This is a genomic window from Flavobacterium tagetis (genome assembly GCF_016735615.1).
Lineage (GTDB): Bacteria > Bacteroidota > Bacteroidia > Flavobacteriales > Flavobacteriaceae > Flavobacterium > Flavobacterium tagetis.
Genome location: NZ_JAERSF010000002.1, coordinates 247,253 through 268,936, shown reverse-complemented (window position 1 = coordinate 268,936; position 21,684 = coordinate 247,253). Strand labels below are relative to the sequence as shown.

Below are 21,684 nucleotides of genomic sequence, written 5' to 3'. Positions count from 1 at the left end.
ATGCAAAGGTTTTTTCTTTATCTAAATTTTTATTCGAAAAAAGCTTTTGGATAAACTACTTCTCCATTTACATCTTTTAAACAGTCTTCTGTTAATGCAATAACCATACAGTTTTCAGCTGGAACATCAAAAGGCATTTTGATATTGTATTTTTCGCAAAGTTCATATCCAAACCTCGGGTAATAATCTTGATGACCTAATAAAATAACCGATTTGTATCCTAAACCTTTAGCAATTTCATGTCCATGTAAAATAAGCTTAGAACCAATTCCTTTTCCTTGAAAATCAGGCAAAACCGAAACTGGAGCAAGTGCCAGAGATTCAAAAGAATTTAAATCATTTTTAATTTTCAGTTTAGTAAATAAAATATGCCCGACAATTTCATTATCAATTTCTGCAACAATAGACAATTCTGGAATAAAGGCTACAGAATTTCTCAGTCTTTCTACCAAAAATTGTTCTTTGTGATCGGAATGCTCTTCTTTTTCAAAAGCTTTTTCTATCAAATGAAAAACACTTTTAAAATCATTTTTATTTTCTTGACGTAATATAATTTCCATTTTATAAAATTAAAAAAAACAGCCACGAATTCACGAATCTACTCCAAAAAATTCATGAGCTCATGGCTGAAAAAAAAAGGCACATTCATTTTAAATGTTTTTGTGCCTAAGTATCTTTATGGCAAAGATCTCTTAAAAATCAAACTTATAATTTGCGCCTCCCAAAACTTGGAATCCTTGTACAGGATAATTCAACCATTTTTCGTAAGCTTGATTTCCGATATTATTCAATTTCAAGAAAAACGTTAATCTTTCGTTGAATTTGTACCCAACATGCGCATTGGCATCAAAATAACTTTTTAAGGTAATTGGTGTAGCATCAATTCCTAAAGAAGTATTGGTCTGCATATCTTTTCTTTCTCCAACATAAAACACATTCAATCCTGCATACCACTGCTTAGTAATATTAACGTCTAAAGTCGAACTTAATTTCATTGTTGGCAAATTCCATGCTTCAACTACGTTGTCAGTATTATAACTATTAAAAGTTCCGTTGATTCCGAAAGATACATTTTGAGAGAAATCTGCTTTTAATTCTCCGTAAAAACGGAACGTTCTAATGTCTTCATAAACTACTCCAAATGAGTTTCCGAAAGCATAATCTTCATTTGTAATTACTTCTGTATAATCATTTGCTTTAAACAAAGCTTTGTCTTTTTCATTTAAATAAGAAGCCGTTAAATTATAGTTTACATTATTAGCCAATTTTCCTTTCAAACCTGCAAAAACATTGTATTGTGTACTTGATGGACGCATGTTTAAAGTTGGAGACAAAAACGGATTTTCGGTCACAAAATCAGCATAAGAATTCTGATTTAAACCTCCATTTACCCCAGTATAAAAAATCATCAAATCGCCAACCAATTTATACGAAGCATTCACTTTTGGGTAGAAATAAAATTTATTGCCGCTGTTTTTAGAATCTGCACTATAATAAATTCCTGCTCCCAATTCTAATGTCCATTCATTTTCATTGATTACAAAACTTGGTTCGATTCCAACATTTGTAAAACTGTATTTCAATGCCTCTGTATTATCTTGGAAATAATTGTTTTTAAAAGAACCGCTTACATGATCTACAATAACATTGGTTTTAATTGCCTGATCCATCACATCAACTGTAAAAGTCGGCTTTACAAAAAATCTATTTTCTGATGAAGAATAACTGTCTGAAAAATGGGTGAATTTTGCCGAAAGTTTACTGAAAATGCTTTCATTAAATTCTGCATTTCCGCCAACCCAAATAGTATTATAAGAGTGATCCGGATTAATACTGTTTACCAAATCATAACGCTGATCTGGAATGGTAGAACCAAAATCTGACGGAAGTCCATACCAATTGTAAATCTGATTTTGATATCCTAAATCGACTCCCCAAGTATTATCTCTATTATTTTGACCGTAACCCACATTAATTGATGTATCATAAAATTCATCATTCAATTCAACATCTTTAATTCCCCCTTGAGAAGAGTGATGGCGAAACATTCCAGCTACATAATCATTATTTCCTAAATCCTGGTTTACGAATAATTCACCGTTTAAAGTGCTATAATTTCCAAGCCCTATTGTAGCATAATTATTAAACAATCTTTCTTTTTTGGCTTTCTCAACACCTTCGGCTTTTCCTTTAGAAGGAGTAAAAGTCGAAGCCACAGGAACAGACAAAATACTGTATTTAATTACTTCTTTCGGCTGATTACCGCTATCGTCAAGCGAAGGCGTTTCTTTTACTTTAAAAGCATCAGAAATAGTCGGCGAATACGGTTTTACTACGTTTACTGTTTCTGTCCCAATACTTTCATTTTTCTTCTGAGCAATCGAAAACTGAGCAGCAAATAACACTAACAAAACGATGATTTTATGTCGGCAGTTTAATTTCATATTTCTTTATTTTAAGAGTATAGAGATAAGAGTATAGAAAATAGACTTATACTATTTCTTAATTCTTATGCTAAAAACTCTTTGTTCTCTTTCTATATTCTAAAATCTTTGTTCTATTTTCTTTTTTCTAAAATTCTTGCTTAAGCTTCCCACTCTCCTTTAGCCACAAACTGAGCTTTTCCACCTATTCTAATATCAAACAGATCTCCGTTTAGTTTTCCGTTAAAGTAGATTTCAGAAGGTCGTCCAATATAATCTCCTTGGTAATTAGTCAATTCTAGTTCAGGTTTATGGTATTTTAAAAGATATGCCTGTAGACAAGTACTTGCGCTTCCCGTTGCAGCGTCTTCTACCAATTGATTATTTTCTACACATAACATTCTGCTTGCCAACTTCGAATCTTCAAAACTATAAAAATACAGTCCTCTATGATCTGTTTTACAATGCTGTTTCAACCATTTATCGGTTTTATCTTTATCTAAAACCAAATTCTCTAAAGCTCTTTTGCTGTTTAGCGGAACAATTACAAATGCACTTCCCGTAGTCACTTCTTGTATCAAATATTGATTATCAAAATCATCAATTGTCAAGTTACTAAAAGAGGGAAAATCTTCTTTTGCAAAAACATCCCAAAACTTCGGCTGTGCTGCTTTTAACCAAATCAGTTCTTCCGTTTTATTGATTGCAATTGGTCCAATTGGGACTTCTAGTTTTATTTCGTCAGGCGAATTATCAAATACTTTATTCATGAGAACCCAAGAAGTTCCAATAATCGGATGACCTGCAAACTGCATTTCGTGAGCAGGTGTAAAAATTCTGATCTCTGCTTTATTATTTTCTTTATCCAGTTTAGTTACAAATGTGCTTTCCGCAAAATTAATTTCGCGTGCAATTTGCTGCATTTGTGCTGTACTTAGATTTTCTGCATCCATAAAAACCGCCAGCTGATTTCCGGCATATTTCTTATCAGCAAAAACATCAACTATGTAAAAAGGTAAACTCATTTCTTTCTTTTTTTTTAGAGAAAAGAACCAAGATGAAAGATAAAAGACTTTTCAATCTTGCTTCTTGGCTCTTTCTTCTATTTTTCTATCTATTAATCGACGAATTTGTTTTTGATTCTTCAGATTTAATAGCGCTTAATTCTTTTTTCGCTTCTTCAACAACATCTGGATAATCTGTAAAATTGTTAATTACGTTATCTAAAATATATGTCGCCTGATAGCTGTCTTTTAATCCGTAGAAATTTTTCGCCATCAACACCAAACCTTTTGCTCCATAATATTTATAAGCAGAATAGCTTTTTGCTAATTTCTGAACCGCAGTATTCGAAGCATCATATTTGCTTTCTTTTGTTTTAAAGTACGCATCGTAATACAAAGCTTCTGCAGCCAATTCTCCTTTTGAGCTTGTCAATAATTTAGCATAAGCTGTTTTCGCTTTATCTTCATTTCCTGTTTGAATTGCCGCTCTTGCTACAATAATTTGAGCGTCGGCTTTTACTCCAGCATCAGATTTTGCATTTTCTAAAACTTTTTCAGCAGCAGTAACCGAATTGTCATAATCTTTTTTGTCATAATAACATTTCATTAGGTTTGCTTGCGCGAAAGTTTTGTTCTGCGGATAATCTGCTTCGTTTTCTAAACGTTTTAAAACAGGAATTGCTTTATCACAATCTTTTGCTTTCAGATATATTTGAGCTAATCTGTTTAAAGCTTGTTCTGTAAATTCATTTCTAGGCTGATCAATCACATATTGATAATTTGATGTCGATTTTGTTTCAGAACCTTCAGCATAGTAAAGTTGTGCCAGATAGAAATTAGCCTCTAAAGCGTGTAATCCAGCTGGGAATTTACTCACATAACCACCAAAACCTGTAATCGCAGCTTTGCTGTTGTTTTGGCTGTATTGTTTAAAGGCAGCATCGTAAGTATCATTGTCTAATTCAGCATCTGAAACTTCAACAAAATCTAAAGTACGAACCCAAGTCGCATATTCATCAACTTTTCCAGAATCTACATAAATTAATCTTGCGGTTGCAACTGCTTCTAAAGCCTCTGGAGTTTTCGGGAATTCTGCAGCAACTTTCTTGAATTTCGTTAAAGCTTGTTGGTCGCGATCTGAATTGTAATAAATCAAACCTTGTTTTAAGATTGCTTTTGAAGTAAAAGATCCGTTCTGGAATTCTGAAATCAATTGATCATACGTTTTTAAGGCTTGATCATTTTTCTTTTCTGCAACGTAAGTATTTCCTAATTCAAACAAAGCATCATCTCTGTAAGACGATTTTTTGTACATCTGAAGGAAGTTATTCAATTCATCAACTTTCTTCGCATTATTTGACATGAATCCGTAAGAAAGTGCTTTTTGAAATTGCGCATAATCTGCGTCTACGCCTTTTGCGGCAATTGCTTTTGCGTATGCCTCGTTAGCAGCACTATATTTTGAAGTCACAAAACGACAGTCTCCTAAACGCAAATAAGAATCGTTTAAACGAACTTTGTCTGAAGGTGAATTATCAATCTGAGCCTGAAAAGAGTTTGCCGCCTGATCGTATTCTTTCAATTTAAAATACGTGTAACCAATATTGTAATTGATGTTTTTATATTCGTCTGTAGACTTAGCTGCTGCCATTCCAGCAAATTGCTTATAAGTTAGTAAAGCATTTTGCATATCATCGTTTAGATATTCTGTTTCTGCTTTCCAGAAAGTGGCGCGCGCTGTAAACTCAGGCGTTTTTTGTTCGCTAATAGCATTTTTGAACATTTTACCCGCTTCTTGGTAATTATTTTCGTTGTACAATTCTAATCCGCGGTAAAAAAGCACTTTTTGGTATGCTGCTTTGTTTTCTGCAGATCTATTTTTTTCTAATAAAACTAAAGCCTCTTTGTAATTTTTAGAAGAAATATAAGAATCGACTAAAAGTTTTTCTACTTCGGCACGGCTTGAATTGTTTGGATATTTTTTAAGAAAATCTAATAAAATGCCAGGAACAGCCTGATACGCATTTCCGATATCATAACTTAGTTTCGCGTAATTTAAAGCAGCATCTTCCTGAATCTGTGCGTTGAAATCCATTTCAGAAGCATTCTTGAAAGCATTTAAAGCTTCTTGCTTTTTACCTGTATTTAAATAACTTAAACCTAAATGGTAATAAGCATTCTGCGCAACGAAATCCTTTCCTTCAATAATTTTATTGAATTGAGAAATCGCTTTTTCATACTCTTTCTGCTCATAATATGCGTAACCTAACTGATAAAAGTCGGTGTTGTTCCATTTCCCTTTTTTACCAGCATATTGCTCCAAATACGGAATTGCTTTTCCGTATTGCTTTAAGTTGAAATAACTTTCTCCGATAATTTTATTCAGTTCCGATTTTTCAATATCGTTAGATTTATTCATGGCTACCAATCCTAAATCAATCGCTTTTTGGAAACTTCCTAATTTGAAATTCATATCGGCCTGATAATACGATAGCTTTTCTTTGTATTTTTCTTCGCCAGAAACCTCATCAAAATATTTTGTAGCTTCTTTGTAATCGTCGCCCTCATAAGCCATAAAACCTAAGTAATATTTGGCTTGAGAACCATACTCTTTAGAATTGACAACTTTATTAAAATAATTGGTGGCTTCTTTTTTCTTTTTAGCATTAAAATAGCTATATCCTTTCATGAAGTTAAACTTATCGGACTCAGCTTTGCTCATGTAACTTTCATCAACCTTGTCAAACCACTGTAAAGCTTTTGGATAATTTCCTTGTTCGAAAAAAAACTGTGCTGCTTCAATATAAGCCTGATTTTGTTTAGTACTTGTTGGATAGTCGTTAACAAAATTTTCTACCAAAGCATCAGCATTTGCTTTGTTGGTTCTTATCGCACAATTAGCAATATAAAAAGCACAATCTGATTGAACTTCTTCGTTTGTTGCATTGTATTTAACTTTTTCGAAAATCAATTGGGCCGACGCATATTGTTTGTCGTTATATAAAGCCAGTGCTTTGTCAAAATCCTTTAATTCGTAGGTATAAATAGCCGATTTTTGTGCCGAAGCTATAGTCGAAGCAAGGAAAATCTGGAATAAAAAGAACCTGGAAAGTTTACGCATTTTAATAATATTTAGTATTCAAATGTATCATTTTATAAGGGTTATAACGAAACGTTTTGAGGTTTTATTATGAACAAATTATCAAACTGATGCTGTTTTACGCTTTCCGAAAGTTCAAATTATTGGTTCTCAAACTTTCTAAAACAAATAAATTTAAGCCATTTAGCAAGAACCTTTACATATGCGACACTAAAACGCTCTTACATTGCTTATATGGTTATTTTACTTCTTGCCTTTTTTAGCAATTTTATTCAGAAATCAGTCAAATTTATTTTGAATACAAGCGTTATCTTATTACTTTTACCATTCAAACCAATTTTATTATGTCACAAACCGTACTATCTCTTAAAGAAGTCACTATATATCAAGAAGGAAGAAAAATTATATCTCACATTAATTTGGATGTTAACCATGGTGAGTTTATCTACATTATCGGGAAAACTGGTTCTGGAAAAAGTAGTTTTTTAAAAACTTTATATGCTGATTTACCGCTAATTGAAGGTGAAGGACATATTGTTGAATTTGATTTGGCTACTTTAAAAGAAAAAGATATTCCATACTTGAGACGTAAAATCGGAATTGTATTCCAAGATTTCAAACTGCTTCCAGATCGTTCTATTAAAGATAATATGCTTTTTGTTTTAAGAGCTACAGGATGGGTTGAAAAAGAAGCCATGCAACACAAAATCGATGAAGTTTTGGATAAAGTAGGCATGAAAGATTTTATGAACAAAATGCCTCATCAACTTTCTGGAGGAGAACAGCAACGTGTTGCAATTGCAAGAGCTTTGCTTAACGATCCAGAATTTATTTTAGCCGACGAACCAACAGGAAACCTTGATCCGCAAACGAGTTCTGAAGTATTAGAAGTGCTAAAAGCAATCAACGCTGCTGGTAAAACCGTTATCATGGCAACTCACGATTATGCTTTATTAATGAAATTCCCATCTAAAACATTAAAATGTGAAGATGAAAGAATCTTCGAAGTAGTGCAAAGAAGCGTGTAATGCTTTCCATTTTAATTCCGGTTTATAATTACAATGTTTTACCGCTTGCAAGCGAACTCGTAAAACAATGCAATTCTTGTGGAATTATTTTTGAAATCCTTTTTTTAGACGATGCCTCACAAGAGTTTGCAATTGAAAACGAAAGAATTAATCAGTTCGAAAATACCTCTTATTCTATTTTAGAAAAAAACATCGGACGAAGTGCGATCCGAAATCTATTGGCTCAAAAAGCGGTTTATGAAAATTTGCTTTTTTTGGATGCCGATACTATTCCTGTTCACCATAATTTTATTTCAAATTATATTTCAGAAATAGAAAAAAAAGTTGTTTTTGGCGGACTTTTGTATGAAAATAAAAGGCCTCCAAAAGAACAAGTTTTGCGCTGGACTTATGGAAAAAAAAGAGAAGCTTTAAGTTTATCAGAAAGAAATAGAAATCCATCAAATACCGCATTGGTTTCTAATTTATTGATAAAGAAAGAAATTCTTTACCGTTTTCCTTTTGATGAAAATCTAACAAAATATGGTTATGAAGATCTCCTTTTTTTTGCCGTTTTAAAATCCAATCAAATTGAGATTAAACATATTGAAAACTCTGTTTTTCATTTAAATTTAGAATCTTCCTCTTTATTTCTAAACAAAACAAAAACTGCATTAGAAAATCTAGTTCTTTTAGATTATTTGAATAAAATATCGAAAAACGAAAGTAAAATCATTGGTTCTTTTGACTTCTTAAAAAAAATGAAACTAATTTCTATTTTTAATTTTGTTTTTAAAAAATCGGAACAAAAAATTGAGCGAAATTTGTTTTCAAACAAACCTTCACTTTTTCTGTTTGACATTTACAAATTAGGTTATTACTGTTTTCTTAAAACAAAATAAATGGCTTTTTTTTCAATCATAATTCCGCTTTACAATAAAGAAAACTTCATCGAAAATACGATTCAAAGTATTTTGAATCAAACTTTTCAGAACTTCGAAATTATTGTTGTAAATGACGGATCAACGGATAAAAGCGAAGAAAAATTACTTCAATTTAAAGATTCTAGAATCTATTATTTTAGTAAAAAAAATGAAGGTGTTTCCGCAACTAGAAATTACGGAATCGAAAAAGCAAATTCCGATTTCATTACTTTTCTTGATGCAGATGATTATTGGTATCCAACATTTTTGGAAACTATGTTTGCCAATATTTCAAAACTTCCAGATCAAAAAGTATTTTCTGCTGCTGTTGAATTTGATACTTCTAAAAAAACAATTCCAGCGCAGTATTCAATATCTAAAACAAATGAAGAATTTGAAATTGTAAATTACTTTAAAGCCAGCATAAAAGAAACAGTTTTGTGCACTTCTTGCGCTGTTTTTCATAAATCTATTTTCGAAGAAATCGGAAACTTCGACACCAAAATTAAAAGCGGAGAAGATACTGATTTATGGATTCGAATCGGACTTGTTTATCCCGTTGTTTTTTCTTGGAAAATATTAGCCCGCTATGTTTACGATCCCAAAAGCCTTTCGAAAAAAAGTGAAATGGGAAATAAAATGGATTTTTCGAAATTTGAAGAGTCCGAAAAAACAAACTCAGACTTAAAATACTTTTTAGATTTAAATCGGTTTTCGCTTGCCATTAAAAGTAAATTAGCTGGAGAAACAGCTCATTTTAATAAATATTACTCTCCTATTGATTTAAATAAAATTGGTTGGAAGAAAAAAACTTTGTTGCTTTTTCCTTCATTCGCTTTGCGTTTTTTAATCTCTTTTAAAACCTTTTTAGCAAATTTAGGAATAGGCTCATCTGTCTTTAAATAATCGGAATTTTTTATATTCTCGAATATAGTCTTCTTCACTAAATTCGCCAGAAGACAAAACCAAACAAACGCTTCCTGAAGAAAAATTTTTAAGCTCACGCCAAATTCCCGAAACAATAAGCAAACCTACATTGGGTTTATTTAGTGTAATTGTTCTAATGTCTTTTCCGTCCTTCAAAACCACATCAAAACTGCCACTTAGAGCAATTAAAAACTCTTGCTGTTCGATATGTGCATGCCCGCCCCTTTTGCTTCCGCTCGGCACGTCATACAAATAATACACTCTTTTTGAAACAAACGGAATTGTATCTCCTTCTACAACCGAAAGATTTCCTCTACGATCCTGAATTTTAGGAATTTCAATGAGTTGAATATCTGAAATATTCGTCATTATTGATGATTTAGAAGATTCTTCCATTGTTCTGCAATATTTTTTAAAGACAAATGTTTTACACTTTCAGCCGCATTCTTTTTACAAAAATTATATAATTCGCTATCATCAGCAAATTTATTCATCGCTTCGGCAAAAGCTTTTGGATTATGATTTTCTACTAATAAACCATTAAATCCATTTTGAATAATTTCTCTCGGTCCAGAATTGCAATCAACAGCAATTACAGGTGTTCCCAAAGCTAAAGATTCTACAACAGACAACGGAAAACCTTCAAAATTACTAGTCAAAACTGTAAATTTTGCTTCTTGAACCTTATCAAAAGGATTTTGCATGAAAGGAAAAATTTCAACAAAATCAATCAAATTCAACTCTTTAATTTTCTGCTGAATAAAATCCAAATCATTTCCTGCCCCCATTAAATGCAAATAATATCCTTTTTCAAATATTTTAGATTGCGAAAAAGCCTCTAGCATCAATGCAAAATTTTTCACTTTTTCTTCAAATCTTCCAAAAAACAAAATTACTTTTTTGGTCTCTAAAATTTCCTTTTTCAGTTCTTCTTCCGCAATAAAAAAAGGATTGCAAATTGTTGTTGTATTGTTTAATTCAAATAAAGATTTGACTTTTTCTTCAATCGCTTTTGAAACGCAGATTAAGGCTTCTGCATTCTTATAAAGTATTCTCGACCAAAACTTTGAAGATGGAAAATAAATCTGAAGATTATAGCTGTGAACGATGTAGAAAATTCTAAAATCACGATAAATAAATTTAGTAATTAACTCGCGTAACAAAACGTTTCGCGATCGTCCGTCTATAACAATTTCAATATTATTCTGAATCAGATAATTTCGTAATGATTTTCCTTTTTTTAGTTTTTTAAAAAAAGAAAACGAGCCCGAATTTTCTTTTTCTAAATTGAATAAAGTTCCTGTATACGAATAATCTACACAATCATTGACAATAATGGAGTGAACCTCAAAACCAGAATCTTCTAACATAAAAGTCAGCAAACCTGCAAAACGTTCTGCTCCTCCTTCTCCTAATGAATGCGAAACAATAGCAACTTTCTTTTTACTCATGTTTTAACCAAAAAAGTAAATATATTTGCCAAATATACACATTAATGAAAGTATTATTGGTAGGCGAATACAGCCATTTGCACAATTCTTTAAAAGATGGATTACAGGCTCTAGGACATGAAGTTTTTATTGTCGGTCGAAAAGACGGCTTTAAAAATTTTCCTGTCGATTTTGTCATCCAAAAAAAATGGGACTCGGGATTGTTGAAAAAAGCTAAAGTTGCTCTTTATAAACTATCTGGCTTTGATATAAGTTCGTTTTTAACCTATTGCCAATTTTTAAAATTCAAAAAGGAATGTTCTGGTTTTGATTTTGTACAGTTAATCAACGAAAACAGTTTTGAATGCCAACCTTACTTTGAAAAAAAGATTATTTCACATCTTTTAAAAAACAATAAAAAGCTCTATCTATTGAGCTGTGGCTACGATTATTTGAATGTGAAATATTGCTTCGAAAATCCCAATTTTAAATCTGTAGTCCCATTATATCTGAATCATAAAATCGATAAAAAGTCTTTTGGAAATGTTTTGAAATTTCGAAAAAAAGCGTTTTTCAAACTTCATCAGTTTATTTATAAAAACAGCCACGGAATAATTGCTTCCGATTTTGATTATCATCTTCCATTACAAGGAAACAGCAAATATTTAGGATTAATTCCTAATCCAATAAATATTGACAAATTACAATTTGAATCGCTGAATATTAATGATAAAGTCATTATTTTTCATGGAATTAATAATGATAATTACCTAAAAAAAGGAAATGATTATTTTGAAAAAGCTTTAGAAATTATTCAACAAAAATATGCTGAAGAAGTAGAAATAGTCACTGTTAGAAGTGTTCCTTATTCCGAATACATAAATCTGTATAACCATTCTCATATTTTATTAGATCAAATTTATGCTTACGATCAAGGTTATAATGCATTGGAAGCTATGGCAAAAGGAAAAGTTGTTTTTACAGGCGCAGAAACCGAGTTTATTTCGCATTACAATCTTTCTGAAAAAGTTTGTATAAACGCTATTCCAAACGTTGATTATTTGGTAAATGAATTGTCTTTTTTAATTGAAAATCCAGATGAAATTATTGCAATAGGAAAAAGAGCTAGGGCTTTTATTGAAAAAGAACATCACTTTGTAAAAATAGCAGAAAAGTATAAAGAATTGTGGACAGCCAACTAATATTCTAAACTATTAACCATCTATCTAAATCGTCTAATTCGCCTTTCCAATCTCTAGAAATATTATTTTTGAGCAACTTTGCAGGAATCCCTCCAATTAGGATATTTTCTCCCAAAGAAGAATAATCTTTAGTGCATAAACTATTTGAAGCAATTGTGCAATAATCTGGAGTTATTGTACCTTTCATAATCGAAACTCTATTACTGATAAAGTTGTAATTTCCGACTTGTATAGGTACAGTCATTTTGTAGATTTCACCATTTTCACTATTGATCATCTTGTGAAAATTTGTATCTATCAACTGGCACTCAGAACCTAATCTAGCATAATTTCCAAGACTTATTTTTTCGGCACAAATCAGTTTTCCGTTAGATGCAATTGAAGCCATGTGTCCAAATTCACAAAATCCGCTTTCTTTTATATAGATAAAATAGTCCTTTCCAAATTGTACGTGCCCATTGAATGTAAGTTTACCTGATAAATTAATTTCTGCAATTCCTTTATGAATTGTATTCATTTCATAAGGCTGTCCAAAACCAATCATTGCCCTGCGAACGGGTCCATTAATTAAAACTTCGCCAGATAAAGAAGTAAACTTAACGCTTCCATAAAAGAAAACTGGAAGTTTTTTGGCTATATTAAACGGAAACTTTTTAAAATTAAAATATAAGGTTTTGATCCAGTTTACTGAATAATAAAATTTTAATTGAATATACAGAAGTCTCAATCTTGCTCTCATAATTCCTTTTTATTATTTCTGAAAACTGCATTTAGAGTTTCCTTCAAATTGATTTCTCTGTTGATTTCATATAAAAAATAAGCAATCGTAATTATACAAAGTATTGCCATCAATAGAGATCTCAAGATTGTCAATTCAATATATCTCACAAAAAAGCTGGTAATGCATAATAAAAAACAGGTAAAAAAAGTCATGCTGATTTTTTTATCAAAATAAAAATTATAGTTTTTTTTTGTAATCACTTTCAATGCAAAAAAATGGAATATAGAATAAACTAAAAAACTGATTCCTAGTCCTTCTAAACCATAAAAATAATATCCTGCTACATTCAGCATAAGCGATAAAGTATTAAATCCGATTGCTGTTTTCGTAAACAGTCCAGAATCTCCCTTAGCAATTAAAATATACCCCATAGAGAATGAAACTGCTCTAAAAAGCATTCCAATAATTCCAAAACAAACCATAGAAATTATTACTAGAAATTTAGAACTATAAAGCACTTTTACTATAAAAGGAACGAAAGTTAGGAATAAAACGATAATTGGTGTAATTATTAATATTGAAATATAAGATTGCTGTAAAACAGCAGTTCTAACTTTAGTATTATCGCTATTTATTGCTGCTAATCTAGGATAATAATCCGTGCTCATAACCGTAAATATTGTCCCTACATAAGAATTTAGCAAAGTAAAACCTGCACTATATAATCCTACTTGTTCTGTACTGCTTACATTACTTATATAAATCTGTGTAAGATAAGCAGACAACAAAGTCAATAATGAACTTATAGTTAACATTATTCCAAGTTGAATAATGCTTTTTCCTTCACTTAAAAGCTGACTTTTATGAATACTTTCTTTTTGTAATTGAACTTTTGATGCATAATAAAAAGCAAAAACAAACGCCGCGAAAGAACTTAAAATAATGGTAGGTACAATGGCGTCAATTCCAAGAAAATAATAAATCGGAATAGAAAATAGCAATCCAAAAAGGTTTCCGTACAAGTTAGCTTTTGCCAGTAACTTTAGTTTTCTTAACCCCTGCAAAACAACCATCTGACTAGATGTCAATTGCTTAAAAATTAAGGTTACAGACAAAAAAATAAGAGAATACATTTGGCTATCATTTCCAAAACTTAAAATGCTTATATATTTTGAAAAAACAATAGTCAAAAAAGCTCCTAAAATACCGGTAAAGAGCATTATCCTTTTTACTATTTCTACAATTTTAGAGACCGATTTACCATCATCTTCTTTATAATTTTCAGAAATGCTCTTTATGGCACTCGTTTCAATTCCTAGCCCAGTCACACCGCCTATTAAATTTAAAGTCGAATTTAATAAAGCTATAATTCCCATTCCTGCAGGCCCTATAAATACTGCAATTATTTTAGTTCTGATAACTGAAAATAAAATGGTCAGGAACTGCACACTTCCAAAAATAGAAGTCGCTTTCAAAATTTGCTGATATGAAGCTTTATTATCAGACATTAAAATTTATTAATAATTTCAATAATATAATCCACTTCAGATTCTGTAAGAACAGGACTTATCGGCAAGCTTAAAACTTCTTTATGAATCTTTTCAGTTATCGGAAACGACAAATTATTCCATTGTGAAAAAGCCTTTTGCTGATGTGGCGGAATTGGATAATGTATTACGGTTTGAATATTCTTTTGAGCTAAATATTCTTGTAAATGTGCTCTGTTTTCTGTTCGAATGACAAACAAATGAAAAACATGATTCTTTGAAAAATCCCAAAACGGAAGTATTATTTTATCATTTTTAATTTCTGATAAATATCGTTTTGCAATAGCTCGTCTTTTCTCGTTATCTGAATCTAAATTTGGTAATTTTAAATTTAAAAAACCCGCCTGAAGTTCGTCTAATCTTGAATTTACCCCAACAAATTCATTGTGATATTTTTTCTCTGAACCATAATTGCGAAGCGAAAAAAGAACTTTTGCTAATGCTTCGTCATTTGTTGTAATTGCTCCGCCGTCTCCTAAGCAACCTAGATTTTTTCCTGGGTAGAAGCTGTAAGCGATTGCAGATTTTAGATTACAGATTTTAGATTTTAGATTTTTCTCTATGCCGTGAGATTGTGCTGCATCTTCTACGACAATCAAATCATGTTTTTCTGCAATCTCATTTATTTTTTGCATTTCAGCTAACTGTCCGTATAAGTGAACTGCTAAAATGGCTTTTGTTTTTGAAGTGATTTTCTCCTGAATTAAATCTGGATTTATATTGTAGGTTTCTAATTTCGGTTCAATTAAAACTGGAACTAAATCGGCTTGCAATATAGCCAGAATACTGGCAATATAAGTATTAGCGGGAACGATAACCTCATCGCCTTTTTTGAGTTTTCCGAGTTCGATATAACCTTTAAAAATAAGAACCAAAGCGTCAAATCCATTTCCTACACCGATACAATATTTGAAATCGCAATATTCTGCAAAGGACTTTTCGAATGTTTCCACTTCTTTTCCTAAAATATACCAGCCATTATTTAAAACAGTTTTCAGTTTTTCCTGAAGAGCGGCTTCATACGGTTCGTTTATTTTTTTTAGGTCTAAAAATGGTATCACTTTATTTCTATTTTATAAAAATCCTGATTGTAAACTGTACAGCCTAATTCTTCTTTTTGATTCAAAAGCCCTAAATTATAATCTTCTGAATCAGAATCCACAATTCCCATGTCGAAAAAATGCTTTCCTTTTCTTTTGTATTTATGAATTAGATTAATGAATAAAAAATCTAGTGCCCTATATTCCTCTCCTATTTTTGAAGTTGCTCCATATTGCGATTTTATAACGTTTTTAGTCTCAAAAATGGTTATTCCTGCAATAATTTCATCATTTCGGTAAGCAGAATATTGTCTAATATTTTGTGGAAATTTAGATTTCAAAAGTGCCATTTCTTCTTTAGAATGCACTGGCTTTGTGCTAAATTTTTCTGCTAATCTTAGTTCTAGAATTTTTTCCCAAAAAGGATCAAAATTTTCTTCTTCAAAAATATCCAAATCAAGATTTTCGATTCGTCTGAAGTGTTTCATTTTACTTTTAGAAATCTTCAAAGGGACCATCAGATTAACCGCCAGATTCATTTCTTTTCGTTCTAAAACTGCTCCTCTTTTCATTAAGAAAAAATCCATTGCTGCGTTTCCTTCCGAAAAATAAAAATCTGGAATTGGCTTATAATAAAAAGCTTCAAAATTGTTTTCTTTAAAAAAAAGTAAAATTTGATCTAAAATTGATTCTGCTTTTTCTGCCTTCAATTTTGACAAAAATACTAATCCACCATAAGTTAAACCTTGATGAGAATAGATCGAATTTCCTTTTTTATTGGCAGGAAGAACAGCTCGCAGTTTTTCATCTTCGAAAACTAAAAGCGAAAAATCTTCAAAACGATCTTTATGATATTCCATAAAATCGCGATGAAACAAAAAAGTAGCATTCTTGGCTTGAGCGACAAAATCGTTCCAGAGTAAATAATCTTCTTGAGTGTATTTTCTAACAATATACTTCATATCTACTTATGGTCAAACGCTTTTAAATGCCATTTATATTTAACTGCCATTAATCGAATTACAATAATAACAAGAGAAGTAACTAAATATAAAATATCGTCGTTTAAATTGAGTTTTCGTAATCCAAAAAAAACGATTCCGCCAAAAATACAGATGGTTGCATAAATTTCTTCTCTAAAAACGTTTGGAATTTCGTTGCACAAAATATCACGAATTACACCTCCAAAGCAAGCGGTCATTGTTCCTAGTGCAATGCAAATTGCTGGGTGAAGCCCTGTTAAAATACCTCTTTCAAGCCCTATTAAAGTAAAAACTCCGAGCCCAATTGTATCAAAAAGAAACAATGAGGTTCGAAGTTTATCGAAGCTTTTTCTAAAAAGGATTGCTAGAAAAAATCCTAAAATAATTACATATACATATTGCATGTCGCGCATCCAGCCAACAGGAGTTCTCCCGATTAGGACATCACGAAGCGTTCCGCCTCCAACCGCAGTTACAAATGCAATGATAAAAACCCCAAACGGATCTAGTTTTTTGTGCATTGCTGTTAAGGCGCCAGACATAGCAAACGCCATTGTCCCAATAATATCAAGTAGGTGAAACATTTTTTTTGAGTTACAAAGATGCAAAGGGACAAAGTTACAAACTTGTTACGAATAATCTTAACAACTCTTACTCATAAAGCATTCCTTATTTTTTCACGTAAATCGGACTTCTCTTTAACAAATAAGAAACAGAATCCATCCATCCGTCTTTTACAGCTAGCAAGGGTTTACGGGTTTGCGAGTAAATTTTATCTGTATTTCTATACATATCAAAATAGACCGTATAGTAGTAATATGTTTGGTTGTTTGCTGTTGTAGTCGATATATCGTTTGTTGTTACTTTTTTGTTATTGTTGCTCACTTTTGCATTTCCGCTGTTATAAGTGGTAGCTGTAGTTCCTGTTCCAATGGTATAGGAAACTTTTGCAGCAACAATATTATCAACTCCTAATATTTTTTCAAGATCTTCTATTGGAGTTTCGTCGATATTATTATGGTCAATTCCTGCTTTATGCAATAAACTGTTTGTTGTTCTCAAATCTTGAACTGTCAATGGAAAAATATTCGAAGATTTATCTAATAATTTGTTGTATAAATCGTTTTGAGCAAATTTTGCCATATCCTCAGAACTTTCCTGATTATCTGCATTTACATACGGAACTGGCAATACCGCAATTGTATTGTGCTGTTTATCTGCACTTACTATGTTTTGGGATGGTGTACTTTGAGTAGTGCTGTTTGCATTTGAAGAAACATCAAAAGTTTGAGATCTTCCGCTTGCAAAATCAATCTTGGCAATCTGAGAAACGTCTAGCGAAATCTGAACAGTTTCTCCTGGAAGAGAATATTCTACTGTTTTATCAGACATTTTTAAAACCGTACATTCAATAATCTGATAATCTCTTTTTATAATTTTATCTAATTTTTTTCCGCTTTGGGCAAAACTAACACAAGCAGACAATAATACTAACAAGAATAAAAATGGCTTAGTAATTTTCATTGGATTGGAAATTTTATGAATTAATTATGTACATATAAATTTACGAATAAATCTTAAAAAATTATCAGCAAAAATCAAAAAAATCAATAATTCTTCAAAGAGAAAAAATCACATGTTTTGAGTGTAAAAATTATAATCTTTTAAAATTACTCGAATAAAATCGATATTGTTTCCAGATTGATTTTTAATACCCGTTACGCTTTCAATTTTTGCCACTAATTTGTAAATAATCTCGTGATCATTTTTGGCTACCGCTTTTTGGTAGGTTTCTTTAATAATGCGCATATCATTATCTGAGAGCTTAATTACCAAAGGATATGTTGGTACATAAGCCTCCCCAATTTCTTCTAAAATGGTGTGGCTAATATTAATTTTATTCTTTAACGTAATAACCGCTGTTCCTGCCGCCATATCGCCTAATCGTTGTGATTTCTGACTTGTAATAACAGTAATAAGTCCTGGAAGTCCGAAAAAAGTAAAAAAATCAATTACCCTAAAAAACCATCTGATTAAGTAATCTCCAAAACCTGCCTGATAGCCATCAATTTTCACCACTTTAATTTTCAATAATTTTTTGCCAAGCGACTGACCTTCAAAAACACTTTCTAAAACCAGCGAATAAACTATCACAGGCGAATAAAGCATTAAGAAAATCGCACCGCGCGACCAGCCATCCAAATTAACCATCAATCTATCAAGCTGCAACCAGTCAAAAAGTACTATAGAAAGCGCTGTTATATAACAGATTATGATAAACAAATCAATAAAAAAAGCACCTAGCCTTTCGCCAACAGAAGCGGCAATAAAATTTATTTTGACATTTTGTGTCGTATTAATAGATAATTCTGACATATTTCATATTTTAGCCTACAATGAGAGAAATCGCCTTTATAAAACAAAACAGAGAAAAATGGCTCGAGTTTGAGCTGGCAATTTTTGGTAAAGCTAAAAAAAATCCTGATGAATTAGCTAATTTGTACATTCAAATGATGAATGATTTGTCGTACGCTCAAACGTATTATCCTAAAAGTAAAACGGTTGTGTATCTCAATCATCTCGCCTCTCAGATTTATCAAAAAATTTACAAAACCAAACGAACCGATCAAAATCGGGTTGTCGATTTCTTTAAAATTGAAGTTCCATTACTGGTTTACGAATACAGAAGGTATTTGGTGTATGCTTTTGCTTTGTTTTTTGTCACCGTTTCAATTGGTGTTCTTTCTGCTCGTTATGATCGCGATTTCGTGCGTCTTATTTTAGGCGACGAATATGTCAATATGACTTTAGAAAACATCAAAAAAGGCAATCCGATGGCCGTGTATGATTCTGGCAGTAATTGGGGAAGTTTTATCGGCATTACTGTAAACAACCTGTTTGTAGGTGCCAAATGCTATTTTTATGGCCTTTTTGTTGGAATCGGAACTTTTAATATTTTTCTTCAAAACTGCATCATGCTGGGTTCTTTTCAATATTTTTTCTACGAACAAGGTGTTTTCTGGAAAAGTGTGAGGGGAATTTGGATTCATGGCTCGATGGAGATTTTCGCCATTGTAATCGAAACTACAGCAGGATTTATTTTAGGAGCTTCTATCCTATTTCCTAAAACTTTCTCAAGATTAAATTCTTTTAAAATTGGTTTTAAAAACAGCTTCAAAATATTCTTAAGTACTTTTCCTTTCACTATAAGCGCAGGGTTTTTAGAAGGTTTTATCACCAGATATTCTATCGATATGCCCAATTGGCTAAGCAGTTTTATTATCTTATTTACGCTTGCAATAATTTCGTTTTATTACTTGATATACCCTTTTATTGTACAGAAAAAATTTCAATCTTTAACCGTCGAAAAACTTTAAGACCAAGTAATGACAAGATTATTTTTTATTTTATCTTTTCTTTTGTGCTGCGGTATTTCTCAGGCTCAGGATTCTATTCCCATTACTGAAGATCCTCCAAAAATTACTGCAATTAAATATACCGAAAAAGACATTCAAGTAGATTCTGGAACTGTAGAAACCAGACATTTTGAAAAAGATTTCAAGAAAAAATATACCGATAAAGAATTTATTTACGAATACAAAACTCCCGAAAAAAACTGGTGGGACCACTTTAAGCATTGGCTTGCTAGACAAATTTTTAATTTATTTAATTTCAGCAGTGTAAAATCATCTCTGGATTTTGTTGCAATTTTATTTAGAATAATTGCCATTCTAGTAGTTATTATCTTGATTTATTTTATCGTAAAGACATTAATCAAACGAGAAGGAAGATGGATTTTTGGAAAGAATGCCGACAAAAGAGCTTTGTTTTATTCTGATGCCGAAAAAAACATTCATCTTTTAGATTTTGAAAAACTTATTAAGGAAAGTGTAGAAGCTGGCGAAAAAAGAATTGCAGTACGATATTATTATTTATGGCTTTTAAAAGTAATGGCTCAGAACCACTATATTGAATGGGATATCGAAAAAACCAATTCCGATTATTTATACGAACTGCATAATCCTGCTCATAAAGAAGAGTTTACCTATCTTTCTTATTTATACAATTATATTTGGTACGGCGAATTTGAAATTGACGATATAACTTTTAGAAAGACTGAAAATAGATTTAAGAAAGCATTAAAAACCTTTGGTAATGGATAATAAAATTAAAATATACATTGCTATTCTGGTTTTAATTTTCGGAATAACATTACTTGTAGACAAAGGGCAACCAAAACCTATTGATTGGACTCCAACCTATTCTGTTGAAGATAAAATTCCATTCGGATTATACGTTTTTGATCAGGAAGCCGATGTTCTTTTTAAACAAAAAGTAGAGAGAATTTCGACACAAACTCCATACGAATATTTAGATTCTCAATATGATGCTAGAGAAAATGTAGAAACTTATAAAATTAAAGGCACTTTTATGAATATTTCTGAGGTTGATAATATTGATGATCAATCTATGAAGGAAATTCTATATTTTGTTTCTCACGGAAACAATGCTTTTCTAAGTATGAAAGTATTTCCCAAAGTGCTATTAGATTCTTTAAAAATTGAGCTAAAAACCGATTTTATGCCCAATGACAGCATTTCGGTTTGGATGGCAAACAAAAAAGCAAGCACAAAAAAATATACTTTAAATACTGGTTTGAGTGATTATTTTTCTAAAATAGACACTTTAAATACAAAAGTTTTAGGGTACCAAATTAGCAGTAAAAACAAAAGACAAGTAAACTTTATCGAAGTTCCTTATAAAAATGGCTATCTCTATTTGCACACGCAGCCAGTTGCTTTTACCAATTACAATCTGCTGAAAAAAGATTATTATCAATATACCGAAAATGTACTTTCTTATATCCCGAAAGGAAATGTTTTTTGGTATAATAAAACTTTTAACGATAAACGAATTTCAAGCTCTCCAATGCGATATATCTGGAGTCAGCCTGCTTTAAAATCGGCTTGGTATTTAGGCTTACTTGGAATTCTGATTTTTATGATTTTCAATGCAAAACGAAAACAACGTATTGTACCAATCATAAAACCGTTGCAGAATCTAACGGTTGATTTTACCAAAACTGTCGGAAATTTATATTATCAGGAAGGGGATCATACAAATATTATCGATAAAAAAATCATTTACTTTTTAGAAAGAATAAGAACCGATTATTTGCTTGATACAACGAAACTCGATGACGATTTTATAACCAAATTGCATTATAAAACAGGAAAAGACGAAAAAGATATTCGCGATGTGGTTCAATTAATTAATGAGCACCGAGATAGTTATCACGGAAGTCTAGAAGAAGATCTTCTAAGAATAAACACAGCAATAGAAAAGATTTTACATTAAAATTCTAAACGAAATTTAA

At 31.4% G+C, this 21,684-nt stretch carries 20 protein-coding genes; 7 read left to right on the top strand and 13 right to left on the bottom strand.

From position 1 onward, the window contains the following. Window positions 1-29: 29 nt before the first annotated feature. The 4 genes from JI750_RS08570 to JI750_RS08555 all read right to left on the bottom strand — a co-directional run bounded on the left by JI750_RS08570 (window position 30) and on the right by JI750_RS08555 (window position 6,548). Entirely contained in the window at window positions 30-560 is a 531-nt protein-coding gene (locus JI750_RS08570; protein WP_202000347.1) for a GNAT family N-acetyltransferase, read from the bottom strand. A gap of 132 nt (window positions 561-692) precedes the next feature. Beyond that, window positions 693-2,444 carry a TonB-dependent receptor gene (locus tag JI750_RS08565; protein WP_202000344.1) on the bottom strand — a complete coding sequence of 584 codons (1,752 nt, stop codon included), beginning with the start codon at window positions 2,442-2,444 and terminating at the stop codon, window positions 693-695. 140 nt (window positions 2,445-2,584) lie between these two features. After that, window positions 2,585-3,448 (bottom strand): PhzF family phenazine biosynthesis protein, encoded by an 864-nt coding sequence (locus JI750_RS08560; RefSeq protein WP_202000342.1) that lies wholly within the window; start codon window positions 3,446-3,448, stop codon window positions 2,585-2,587. Window positions 3,449-3,533: 85 nt separating this feature from the next. Continuing rightward, window positions 3,534-6,548: a tetratricopeptide repeat protein gene (locus JI750_RS08555; protein ID WP_202000339.1), complete on the bottom strand. Its 3,015-nt coding sequence runs from the start codon at window positions 6,546-6,548 to the stop codon at window positions 3,534-3,536. 323 nt (window positions 6,549-6,871) lie between these two features. On the opposite strand from JI750_RS08555, the gene JI750_RS08550 reads away from it, so the two are divergent. From JI750_RS08550 to JI750_RS08540, 3 genes are read left to right on the top strand one after another with little or no spacing between them, the layout of a single operon-like run. Next, the gene (locus JI750_RS08550) at window positions 6,872-7,555 is read left to right on the top strand and encodes a cell division ATP-binding protein FtsE (protein WP_202000336.1); all 684 of its coding nucleotides are present in this window, start codon (window positions 6,872-6,874) and stop codon (window positions 7,553-7,555) included. Further along, entirely contained in the window at window positions 7,555-8,436 is an 882-nt protein-coding gene (locus JI750_RS08545; protein ID WP_202000329.1) for a glycosyltransferase family 2 protein, read from the top strand. Before JI750_RS08550 ends, JI750_RS08545 begins: the two co-directional genes overlap by 1 nt. After that, window positions 8,437-9,363, top strand: a complete 927-nt coding sequence (locus tag JI750_RS08540; protein ID WP_202000326.1) for a glycosyltransferase family 2 protein — start codon at window positions 8,437-8,439, stop codon at window positions 9,361-9,363. On the opposite strand, the gene JI750_RS08535 is transcribed toward JI750_RS08540, so the two are convergent. Continuing rightward, window positions 9,346-9,780: a sugar 3,4-ketoisomerase gene (locus JI750_RS08535; RefSeq protein ID WP_202000323.1), complete on the bottom strand. Its 435-nt coding sequence runs from the start codon at window positions 9,778-9,780 to the stop codon at window positions 9,346-9,348. The two genes, JI750_RS08540 and JI750_RS08535, sit on opposite strands and share 18 nt — an antisense overlap. Beyond that, window positions 9,753-10,835, bottom strand: coding sequence for a glycosyltransferase (locus JI750_RS08530; protein ID WP_202000321.1), 1,083 nt, complete (start codon window positions 10,833-10,835; stop codon window positions 9,753-9,755). Before JI750_RS08530 ends, JI750_RS08535 begins: the two co-directional genes overlap by 28 nt. Window positions 10,836-10,879: 44 nt before the next feature. Here JI750_RS08530 and JI750_RS22240 point away from each other — a divergent pair, with 44 nt between their 5' ends. After that, window positions 10,880-12,016 (top strand): glycosyltransferase, encoded by a 1,137-nt coding sequence (locus JI750_RS22240; RefSeq protein WP_202000319.1) that lies wholly within the window; start codon window positions 10,880-10,882, stop codon window positions 12,014-12,016. A 4-nt stretch (window positions 12,017-12,020) separates the two neighbouring features. On the opposite strand, the gene JI750_RS08520 is transcribed toward JI750_RS22240, so the two are convergent. From JI750_RS08520 to JI750_RS08490, 7 genes are all read right to left on the bottom strand, one after another. Beyond that, window positions 12,021-12,755, bottom strand: coding sequence for an acyltransferase (locus tag JI750_RS08520; RefSeq protein WP_202000317.1), 735 nt, complete (start codon window positions 12,753-12,755; stop codon window positions 12,021-12,023). Next, the gene (locus JI750_RS08515; protein ID WP_202000315.1) at window positions 12,752-14,245 is read right to left on the bottom strand and encodes an oligosaccharide flippase family protein; all 1,494 of its coding nucleotides are present in this window, start codon (window positions 14,243-14,245) and stop codon (window positions 12,752-12,754) included. Before JI750_RS08515 ends, JI750_RS08520 begins: the two co-directional genes overlap by 4 nt. Then, window positions 14,245-15,345 carry a DegT/DnrJ/EryC1/StrS family aminotransferase gene (locus JI750_RS08510; RefSeq protein WP_202000313.1) on the bottom strand — a complete coding sequence of 367 codons (1,101 nt, stop codon included), beginning with the start codon at window positions 15,343-15,345 and terminating at the stop codon, window positions 14,245-14,247. Before JI750_RS08510 ends, JI750_RS08515 begins: the two co-directional genes overlap by 1 nt. Continuing rightward, window positions 15,342-16,286 carry a GNAT family N-acetyltransferase gene (locus JI750_RS08505; protein WP_202000311.1) on the bottom strand — a complete coding sequence of 315 codons (945 nt, stop codon included), beginning with the start codon at window positions 16,284-16,286 and terminating at the stop codon, window positions 15,342-15,344. Before JI750_RS08505 ends, JI750_RS08510 begins: the two co-directional genes overlap by 4 nt. Window positions 16,287-16,288: 2 nt before the next feature. Next, the gene (locus JI750_RS08500) at window positions 16,289-16,891 is read right to left on the bottom strand and encodes a trimeric intracellular cation channel family protein (protein ID WP_202000307.1); all 603 of its coding nucleotides are present in this window, start codon (window positions 16,889-16,891) and stop codon (window positions 16,289-16,291) included. 85 nt (window positions 16,892-16,976) lie between these two features. Next, on the bottom strand, window positions 16,977-17,831 hold the full coding sequence (locus JI750_RS08495; protein ID WP_202000304.1) for a hypothetical protein: 855 nt from the start codon (window positions 17,829-17,831) through the stop codon (window positions 16,977-16,979). Between the two features lie 108 nt (window positions 17,832-17,939). After that, window positions 17,940-18,683: an RDD family protein gene (locus JI750_RS08490; RefSeq protein WP_202000301.1), complete on the bottom strand. Its 744-nt coding sequence runs from the start codon at window positions 18,681-18,683 to the stop codon at window positions 17,940-17,942. Between the two features lie 20 nt (window positions 18,684-18,703). Between JI750_RS08490 and JI750_RS08485 the strand changes: the two genes are divergently transcribed. The 3 genes from JI750_RS08485 to JI750_RS08475 are packed head-to-tail and all read left to right on the top strand — an operon-like array spanning window position 18,704 to window position 21,665. Continuing rightward, complete coding sequence (locus tag JI750_RS08485) at window positions 18,704-19,684, top strand: stage II sporulation protein M (RefSeq protein WP_202000298.1); 981 nt, start codon at window positions 18,704-18,706, stop codon at window positions 19,682-19,684. A 9-nt stretch (window positions 19,685-19,693) separates the two neighbouring features. Beyond that, on the top strand, window positions 19,694-20,470 hold the full coding sequence (locus JI750_RS08480; protein ID WP_202000296.1) for a DUF4129 domain-containing protein: 777 nt from the start codon (window positions 19,694-19,696) through the stop codon (window positions 20,468-20,470). Continuing rightward, entirely contained in the window at window positions 20,463-21,665 is a 1,203-nt protein-coding gene (locus JI750_RS08475) for a DUF4350 family protein (RefSeq protein ID WP_202000294.1), read from the top strand. The genes JI750_RS08480 and JI750_RS08475 overlap by 8 nt, the downstream gene beginning before the upstream one ends. Window positions 21,666-21,684 lie beyond the last annotated feature (19 nt).

Bases quoted from the DNA above. Each gene is read 5' to 3' on its own strand.
- JI750_RS08490 (WP_202000301.1), bottom strand. From the start codon at position 18,683: ATGTCAGAATTATCTATTAATACGACACAAAATGTCAAAATAAATTTT.
- JI750_RS08475 (WP_202000294.1), top strand. From the start codon at position 20,463: ATGGATAATAAAATTAAAATATACATTGCTATTCTGGTTTTAATTTTC.
- JI750_RS08530 (WP_202000321.1), bottom strand. From the start codon at position 10,835: ATGAGTAAAAAGAAAGTTGCTATTGTTTCGCATTCATTAGGAGAAGGA.
- JI750_RS08535 (WP_202000323.1), bottom strand. From the start codon at position 9,780: ATGGAAGAATCTTCTAAATCATCAATAATGACGAATATTTCAGATATT.
- JI750_RS08550 (WP_202000336.1), top strand. From the start codon at position 6,872: ATGTCACAAACCGTACTATCTCTTAAAGAAGTCACTATATATCAAGAA.
- JI750_RS08540 (WP_202000326.1), top strand. From the start codon at position 8,437: ATGGCTTTTTTTTCAATCATAATTCCGCTTTACAATAAAGAAAACTTC.
- JI750_RS08565 (WP_202000344.1), bottom strand. From the start codon at position 2,444: ATGAAATTAAACTGCCGACATAAAATCATCGTTTTGTTAGTGTTATTT.
- JI750_RS08555 (WP_202000339.1), bottom strand. From the start codon at position 6,548: ATGCGTAAACTTTCCAGGTTCTTTTTATTCCAGATTTTCCTTGCTTCG.
- JI750_RS08495 (WP_202000304.1), bottom strand. From the start codon at position 17,831: ATGAAAATTACTAAGCCATTTTTATTCTTGTTAGTATTATTGTCTGCT.
- JI750_RS08560 (WP_202000342.1), bottom strand. From the start codon at position 3,448: ATGAGTTTACCTTTTTACATAGTTGATGTTTTTGCTGATAAGAAATAT.
- JI750_RS08520 (WP_202000317.1), bottom strand. From the start codon at position 12,755: ATGAGAGCAAGATTGAGACTTCTGTATATTCAATTAAAATTTTATTAT.
- JI750_RS08515 (WP_202000315.1), bottom strand. From the start codon at position 14,245: ATGTCTGATAATAAAGCTTCATATCAGCAAATTTTGAAAGCGACTTCT.
- JI750_RS08480 (WP_202000296.1), top strand. From the start codon at position 19,694: ATGACAAGATTATTTTTTATTTTATCTTTTCTTTTGTGCTGCGGTATT.
- JI750_RS08505 (WP_202000311.1), bottom strand. From the start codon at position 16,286: ATGAAGTATATTGTTAGAAAATACACTCAAGAAGATTATTTACTCTGG.
- JI750_RS08570 (WP_202000347.1), bottom strand. From the start codon at position 560: ATGGAAATTATATTACGTCAAGAAAATAAAAATGATTTTAAAAGTGTT.
- JI750_RS22240 (WP_202000319.1), top strand. From the start codon at position 10,880: ATGAAAGTATTATTGGTAGGCGAATACAGCCATTTGCACAATTCTTTA.
- JI750_RS08485 (WP_202000298.1), top strand. From the start codon at position 18,704: ATGAGAGAAATCGCCTTTATAAAACAAAACAGAGAAAAATGGCTCGAG.
- JI750_RS08545 (WP_202000329.1), top strand. From the start codon at position 7,555: ATGCTTTCCATTTTAATTCCGGTTTATAATTACAATGTTTTACCGCTT.
- JI750_RS08500 (WP_202000307.1), bottom strand. From the start codon at position 16,891: ATGTTTCACCTACTTGATATTATTGGGACAATGGCGTTTGCTATGTCT.